Source organism: Nocardiopsis sp. iso_238, assembly GCF_056173325.1.
The window spans coordinates 6239537-6246188 of record NZ_CM149668.1 but is presented as its reverse complement, the minus strand read 5'-3'; the positions used below and the strand labels follow the sequence as shown (position 1 = coordinate 6246188).

General features: G+C 68.2%; 8 protein-coding genes. All 8 read left to right on the top strand.

What is annotated here, in order from left to right:
• Nucleotides 1-747: 747 nt before the first annotated feature.
• The 8 genes from rpmH to AC0VYL_RS28005 all read left to right on the top strand — a co-directional run bounded on the left by rpmH (nt 748) and on the right by AC0VYL_RS28005 (nt 6651).
• The gene (gene rpmH, locus AC0VYL_RS28040) at nt 748-891 is read left to right on the top strand and encodes a 50S ribosomal protein L34 (protein ID WP_014909187.1); all 144 of its coding nucleotides are present in this window, start codon (nt 748-750) and stop codon (nt 889-891) included.
• Nucleotides 892-1015: 124 nt separating this feature from the next.
• On the top strand, nt 1016-1507 hold the full coding sequence (gene rnpA, locus AC0VYL_RS28035; RefSeq protein WP_475457542.1) for a ribonuclease P protein component: 492 nt from the start codon (nt 1016-1018) through the stop codon (nt 1505-1507).
• On the top strand, nt 1504-1818 hold the full coding sequence (gene yidD / locus AC0VYL_RS28030; protein WP_017545702.1) for a membrane protein insertion efficiency factor YidD: 315 nt from the start codon (nt 1504-1506) through the stop codon (nt 1816-1818). The genes rnpA and yidD overlap by 4 nt, the downstream gene beginning before the upstream one ends.
• A gap of 28 nt (nt 1819-1846) precedes the next feature.
• Nucleotides 1847-2785, top strand: a complete 939-nt coding sequence (gene yidC, locus AC0VYL_RS28025; RefSeq protein ID WP_475457541.1) for a membrane protein insertase YidC — start codon at nt 1847-1849, stop codon at nt 2783-2785.
• A gap of 145 nt (nt 2786-2930) precedes the next feature.
• Nucleotides 2931-3419 (top strand): Jag family protein, encoded by a 489-nt coding sequence (locus tag AC0VYL_RS28020; RefSeq protein WP_475457539.1) that lies wholly within the window; start codon nt 2931-2933, stop codon nt 3417-3419.
• Nucleotides 3420-3836: 417 nt separating this feature from the next.
• The gene (gene rsmG / locus AC0VYL_RS28015; protein WP_475457537.1) at nt 3837-4568 is read left to right on the top strand and encodes a 16S rRNA (guanine(527)-N(7))-methyltransferase RsmG; all 732 of its coding nucleotides are present in this window, start codon (nt 3837-3839) and stop codon (nt 4566-4568) included.
• 209 nt (nt 4569-4777) lie between these two features.
• Nucleotides 4778-5605 carry a ParA family protein gene (locus AC0VYL_RS28010; protein ID WP_475457535.1) on the top strand — a complete coding sequence of 276 codons (828 nt, stop codon included), beginning with the start codon at nt 4778-4780 and terminating at the stop codon, nt 5603-5605.
• An 89-nt stretch (nt 5606-5694) separates the two neighbouring features.
• Nucleotides 5695-6651 (top strand): ParB/RepB/Spo0J family partition protein, encoded by a 957-nt coding sequence (locus tag AC0VYL_RS28005; protein WP_475457533.1) that lies wholly within the window; start codon nt 5695-5697, stop codon nt 6649-6651.
• The last annotated feature ends 1 nt before the right edge of the window (nt 6652 follow it).

Here is a 6652-nt window from a genome sequence, read left to right as displayed (position 1 = left end):
GGTGACCTGCCATGGTTGCTGTCCCTTCGGTGCGGATCTGTTCGGTGCGGTTGGAGGCGGTGAGGGGACGGGGGGCGTTCGGTCCGGCGTGTCTCTGGGGAGTGCGGACCCCGTGGGGCCCACAGGTCCCATTGTCCTCCCCTGAGGGAGGTGCCGGGCCGGGGTTCCGGTTCGAGGGCGGTCGTTCGGGTCGTGCGCAGCCTGTGGACAACGGACGCGGAGTCTGGAGTCCAAGGGTTTGACTACCTCTGGGTATCCACAGCTTCTGGAGGTTGTCCACACCTTGTCCACAGGTTTATCCACAGGATGACAGTCCCCTGTGTGTTTCGGGTGGTTATCCACAATCCCCAGTTCAGGGGATGTGTGCAGCGGTTGTCCACAGGTTGGGGGTGGCTGTGGACAGCGCCGGGGGCGAGTTATCCACAGGTTGAGGTTATCCACAGCCCCCACCCCTTGGGGAAGTCTCACACGCTGTGGACAACCAGTGGTCCACGCGGACGCGGGTAGACTGTGGGCGGTGGCGTCCGCCACCGGTCGAGCCGGGCCCCGGTCCTCCCCGCGCGGGACGGTCAGCGGGGCCGATTTGACCACGACCCGACCAGGTCGTATGTTCTTTATGCTTATGCCGACGATTCTGCCTGCGCTCGTGCCAGCCACGAAGTCGCGGCCTCGGCGCACGCACTGTAAGGCCCCGCATATCCTGGGGGTCTGTCGTAGTACTTTCCTGACACGCCCCTGGAGCCAGTAGTGAGCAAGCGTACGTTTCAGCCGAACAACCGGCGTCGCGCGAAGGTCCACGGTTTCCGGCTGCGCATGCGTACGCGCGCCGGTCGCGCCATCATCGCCTCGCGACGTCGTAAGGGACGCGCCGCGCTGACCGTGAGCCACTAGGCCACGTCAAGCCTCAAGTCTTCACTGGGACCGGTCCGGCCTTCTCGCCGGTCGGTCCCTTTGTCGTGGGGCACGGAACCGGTAGCCGGGGGCCGTGCCGCACCCCTCTCCCGGAGGAACCCCGATGTTGTCGCCGGAGAACCGGATGCGCCACAGCGCCGAGTTCGGGACGGTCATGCGTTCCGGACGGCGCTCCTCGCGTGACGCCCTGGGCGTCATCTACCTCGCTCCCCGGAAACCGTCCGGCGACAGTGACCGAACCGACGCACCGGCACCGCCGCGCGTCGGTTTCGTCGTGAGCAAGGCCGTCGGGGGAGCCGTCGTCCGCAAACGCGTACAGAGGCGCCTCCGCCACCTGATGCGCTCACGGTTGGCTGTTCTGCCAAACGGTAGCCTGCTGGTAGTGCGGGCCAAGCCCTCGGCCGCGACCCTGCGGCAGGAGGACCTGGCGGTACAACTCGACAGCGCGATCGCCGCGGCGCAGCGTCCCCGTGGGGCCGACAAGCGTCGGCGCGGCCGCGGGGGCCCACGCCCCGAACCGGTCGGGTCGGCGAAGAGTGAAGCAGACGGTGACCGTCGCCCCCAGGAGGGCGCAGAACGGTGGGCGCAGCAATGACCGAGCACAGACCGACGTCGTTCGCACGGTTGTTGATCCTGCCCATCCGGGGTTACCAGCGCTTCATCAGCCCGCTCTTCCCCCCGGTCTGTCGTTTCTACCCCTCGTGCAGCGCGTACGGCGTCGAGGCGCTGCGCGTCCACGGGGGACTTCGCGGGTTGTGGCTGACGGTCAGGCGTATCGCCCGCTGCCACCCCTTCAACCCGGGGGGTCTTGATCCGGTTCCGCCGCCCAAGGGGCGCCGGAACGAGGAGTCCGAGGAGTCTACGGGCGGAACCGGGCACACCGGCACCGCTTCCGGGGACCAGTAGCTGAACCGAATCACCGAGGAGTTGGCCGGTGCTGGACTGGCTTTACAACATCATCGGCCACGTGTTGGTCTGGATCCACTCGGGTCTGACCATCGTTGGCCTGAACCCCGACAGCGGGTGGGCGTGGGGCCTGTCCATCGTGCTGCTGACCTGCCTGATGCGTCTGCTGATGGTGCCGCTGTTCGTCAAGCAGATGAACACGCAGCGCAAGATGCAGGAAGTGCAGCCGAAGATCATGAAGCTTCGGGAGCGCTACAAGCACGACAAGGAGCGGCTCCAGCGGGAGTCGATGAAGCTCTACCAGGAGAGCGGCACCAACCCCATCATGGGCTGCCTCCCGCTGCTGCTCCAGATGCCGGTCTTCTTCGCCCTGTTCAGCGTGCTGCGCAGCGTGGCCGAGGGCAAGGTGCAGTTCGGCTTCACCCAGGAGCTCGCGGACAGCGCCCGTGAGGCGCTGATCTTCCACGCCCCGATCGCCGCCCAGTTCAACACCCCGCCGGACGAGCTGCGGGCCCTGGGCGCGACCGACCCCATCATGGCCAAGGTCGTCATCGCCATCGCGTGTGTGGTCATGGGCGTCACGACGTTCCTCACCATGCGTCAGAGCATCAAGCGCAGCATCGCGCAGCAGCCTGACAACCCGATGATGCAGACCCAGAAGATCATGATGTACATGGCGCCGGCCTTCGGCCTCTTCGGCCTCATGATGCCGATCGGTGTGCTGGTCTACTGGGTCACCTCCAACGTGTGGACGATGGTGCAGCAGCACTTCCTGTACCGGAACCAGCCCGCTCCCGGCGCGGACACCGAGTCCTCGAAGGACTCCTCCTCGAAGGGCTCGGCCAAGGGCATGCTCGGCCGCAAGAAGGCTCCGGAAACCGCTCCGGAGCCGAAGGAACAGCCTAAGATCGAACGCAAACAGCCGAAGAAGCAGACGCGTTCCAAGCGCGGCGGCGGCTCCAAGTAGGGCCTCCCTGTTTCGTGTCGGCGTTCACGACTTTCGAGTGCGCAGGCGAGAATGCCCCTGAGGCGTACGGCGGCCAGGGACTGACGGAGATAGAGGAGACGGGATCGCTGTGGGACGTAGCGAGGAAGAGAGCGGTGGCGTAGCGGTGGCTGACGCACCTGAGGCCGGAGTCGACGTCGAGGCCCTGGAGAACGAGGGCGACATCGCCGCGGACTACATCGAGGGTCTGCTCGACATCGCGGACTTCGACGGCGACATCGACATGGACGTCGAGGGCGACCGCGCGATGGTCTCCGTCGTCGGGGCGACCCTCGACGAGCTGATCGGTCAGGAGGGCGAGGTCCTGGAGGCGCTCCAGGAACTGACCCGTCTGGCCGTCCACCGGGCCACCGGTGAGCGCAGCCGCCTGATGCTGGACATCGGCGGCTACCGCGACGGTCGCCGGAAGGTGCTCTTCCAGATCGGCGCCGAGGCCGCCACGAAGGTCAAGGAGACCGGCGAGGTCCACCCGCTGGAGCCGATGACGCCGTTCGAGCGCAAGGTGGTGCACGACGCGGTCGCCGCGGCCGGGCTGCGCAGCGAGTCCGAGGGCGAGGAGCCCAACCGCTACGTGGTGGTCCACCCCGCCGACTAGTCGACGAACGGTCGGACAAGGGGCGGTGTTTCACGTGAAACACCGCCCCTTCGTCATGCCCGGGGGAGGGTGGCGGGACCGGTGCCGAGACGGCTCGGGCCGAAGGTCCCTGGACCGAGTCGGACGCAAGGGGTGTTTCACGTGAAACACCGGTGCGGCCCCCGCGTAGGATCATCTGCGGGGACCTTCCCACCACGAGTCGTCCCACCCTCGGTACCCCCGGGGTGGCTCCGCGAGTGGAGTCGCGAACCACACGATCCGTGTGGGGGAGGGGACGAACCCCCATGCGCGCGGTCGGCCGCGATCCGCCGCGCGCTTCCCGCGTCGTCCGGTCCCTGTCCCCTTGTGGACAGGTCGACATGACGACCCAACGGTTCATGGAAGTGACGATGGACGAGTTCCGACAGGTGGTGACCGATGACCTCGGGCACTGAGGAGCCCGGCGCTACGCTCCCCGCCCCGCCCCCGGAGGCGGTGGCGGTCTTTGGCGACACCCTGCCCGTGGCGACCCGCTACGCCGAACTCCTCGCTGACGACGGGGTGCGTCGCGGGCTGATCGGTCCGCGCGAGGTGCCCCGACTCTGGGAGCGGCACCTCATCAACTGCGCCGTCGTCGAGGAGTTGATCCCCGAGGGCGCCGAGGTGGTGGACATCGGTTCCGGTGCCGGGCTGCCCGGGCTGGTGCTCGGTCTGCTGCGCCCGGACATCAGGATGATCCTCCTGGAGCCCCTGCTGCGGAGGACGGTCTTCCTCGACGAGGCGGTCAAGACCCTGGGGCTGACCAACGTGGAGGTGCGCCGGGGGCGCGCGGAGGAGGCGCACGGCGAGCTGCGCACCGACTTCGTCACCGCCCGCGCGGTGGCTCCGCTGGCCCGGCTGGCCGGTTGGTCGCTACCCCTGCTGCGCAAGGACGGCAGCCTGTTGGCCCTCAAGGGGGAGCAGGCGGAGGCCGAACTCGCGGAGGCTCGGGAAGACGTTTCGAAACTGCGCCCTGGCGTGAGCGATGTGATCAGGGTGGGGCGGGGTAAAGTCGATCCCGCTACCACGGTCGTTCGCGTCACGGTGACATCCGACGGTGGCCCGCCCGCGTCGGGAGGCTCCCAGAAGAAGGCGCGGAACGGCAAGAAGAAGCGCGGACGGAAGAGGTGAACTCATTCGTGCCCCAGAACCCAGCCGACGACGCCGGTGTTTCACGTGAAACACCGGTGGGCGCCTATGGAGACCTGCTCGATGTTTCACGTGAAACACCGATGGACTCCACGGCGGGCCAGCCCCCTGTTTCACGTGAAACATGGAGTGGCGAGGCGGCCCCCGACAGCGTCCCCGACACTCCTCTCGCCCGAGCGGCCCGAGCCGCGATGACGGGCCGCGGGCACGAGGACCCCTGGCCTCGCCCCAAGGCCTGCCGGATCATCAGCGTCGCCAACCAGAAGGGCGGGGTGGGTAAGACCACCACGACGGTGAACATCGCCGCCGCCCTCGCCATGAACGGGCAGCGCGTCCTCGTGGTCGACCTCGACCCGCAGGGGAACGCCTCCACCGCCCTGGGCATGGAGCGCGACAACCAGACCCGGTCCATCTACCACTGCCTCGTCGAGGACGAGGAGATCCGCAAGCTGGCCCAGCCGGTTCCGGACATCCCCAACCTGTGGTGCGCTCCGGCCACCATCGACCTCGCGGGCGCGGAGATCGAACTGGTCTCCCTCGTGGCGCGCGAGGCCCGGCTCAAGCGGGCCTTCGCCGCCTACGACACCTCGGACCTCGACTACATCCTCATCGACTGCCCGCCCTCGCTCGGCCTCCTGACGGTCAACGCGATGGTGGCGTGCGACGAGGTCATGATCCCGATCCAGTGCGAGTACTACGCGCTGGAGGGTCTCGGCCAGCTGCTGCGCAACGTGGAACTGGTCAAGTCCCACCTGAACACGGGACTGTCCGTCAGCACGATCCTGCTGACGATGTACGACGGTCGGACCCGGCTCGCCCAGCAGGTGGCCGACGAGGTGCGCTCGCACTTCGGAGAGCTCGTCCTGAAGTCGCTGGTGCCGAGGAGCGTCCGTGTCTCCGAGGCGCCCAGCTACGGGCAGTCCGTCATGACCTACGACCCCGGTTCGACCGGGGCGGTGGCCTACCTGGAGGCGGCGCGAGAGATCGCCTTCCGGGCCGAGGGGCTCAACCCCGGCTGACGGCGGTTGTTTCACGTGAAACACTCCGCCCGGTCGGCGCGGCCGACCGGGCGGGCGGAAACTCACAAGGAGTGTGGAGGGAGTTGCCGGTGAGCCAGCAGCGGCGCGGACTGGGCAAGGGGCTGGGGGCGCTCATCCCGCAGGGGCCGGCGGCCCCCGCGCCGGTGGACGTCCGCGACACGGTGGTGTCCGTCCCCGAACCCCCTGCGGCCCAGGGGCCGACGGAGATGCCGGACGGGACCTACATGGAGGAGGTCGAGCTCACCTCGATCACCCCCAACCCCCGTCAGCCCAGGACGTACTTCGACGACGAGGCCTTGGACGAGCTGCGGGACTCGATCATCGAGGTCGGTCTCCTCCAGCCCGTCGTGGTCCGCAAGCTCGAAGGCGGGGACGAGCCCCGCTACGAGCTGATCATGGGCGAGCGGCGGTTCCGGGCGAGCAAGCTCGCGGAGCTGGACCGCATCCCCGCGATCGTCCGCCGGACGGACGACGACGAACTGCTCCGGGAGGCGCTCCTGGAGAACCTGCACCGGCAGCAGCTCAACCCGCTGGAGGAGGCGGCCGCGTACCAGCAGATGCTGGACGACTTCGGCACCACCCAGGGGGAGCTCGCCCAGCAGGTCGGCAAGTCGCGTTCGCACATCGCCAACACACTGCGTCTGCTCAACCTCCCCGGGAGGGTGCAGACGCGGGTGGCGGCCGGGGTGCTCAGCGCCGGCCACGCGCGTGCCCTGTTGTCGATCGACGACCCGGAGGCCCAGGAACGTCTGGCCAAGCGGGTCAACGACGAAGGGCTGTCGGTGCGGTCCCTGGAGGAGATCGTCGCGCTCCGGGAGATCCCGGAGGAGGACAAGCCCCGCAGGGCCTCCGCCGGACGGATCGACAATCCCCCGCAGATCGAGGAGTGGGCCACCCGTCTGGGGGACCGGCTGGACACCACGGTGAAGGTGGACATCGGTCGGAAGAAGGGCAAGATCGTCGTGGAGTTCGCGACGATGGAGGACCTGGAGCGGATCATCGGTCAGATGGACCGCGAGAACTGAC

Coding starts and splice junctions, on each gene's coding strand:
- rnpA (WP_475457542.1), top strand. CDS start 1,016: ATGTTGTCGCCGGAGAACCGGATGCGCCACAGCGCCGAGTTCGGGACG.
- rsmG (WP_475457537.1), top strand. CDS start 3,837: ATGACCTCGGGCACTGAGGAGCCCGGCGCTACGCTCCCCGCCCCGCCC.
- yidD (WP_017545702.1), top strand. CDS start 1,504: ATGACCGAGCACAGACCGACGTCGTTCGCACGGTTGTTGATCCTGCCC.
- AC0VYL_RS28010 (WP_475457535.1), top strand. CDS start 4,778: ATGACGGGCCGCGGGCACGAGGACCCCTGGCCTCGCCCCAAGGCCTGC.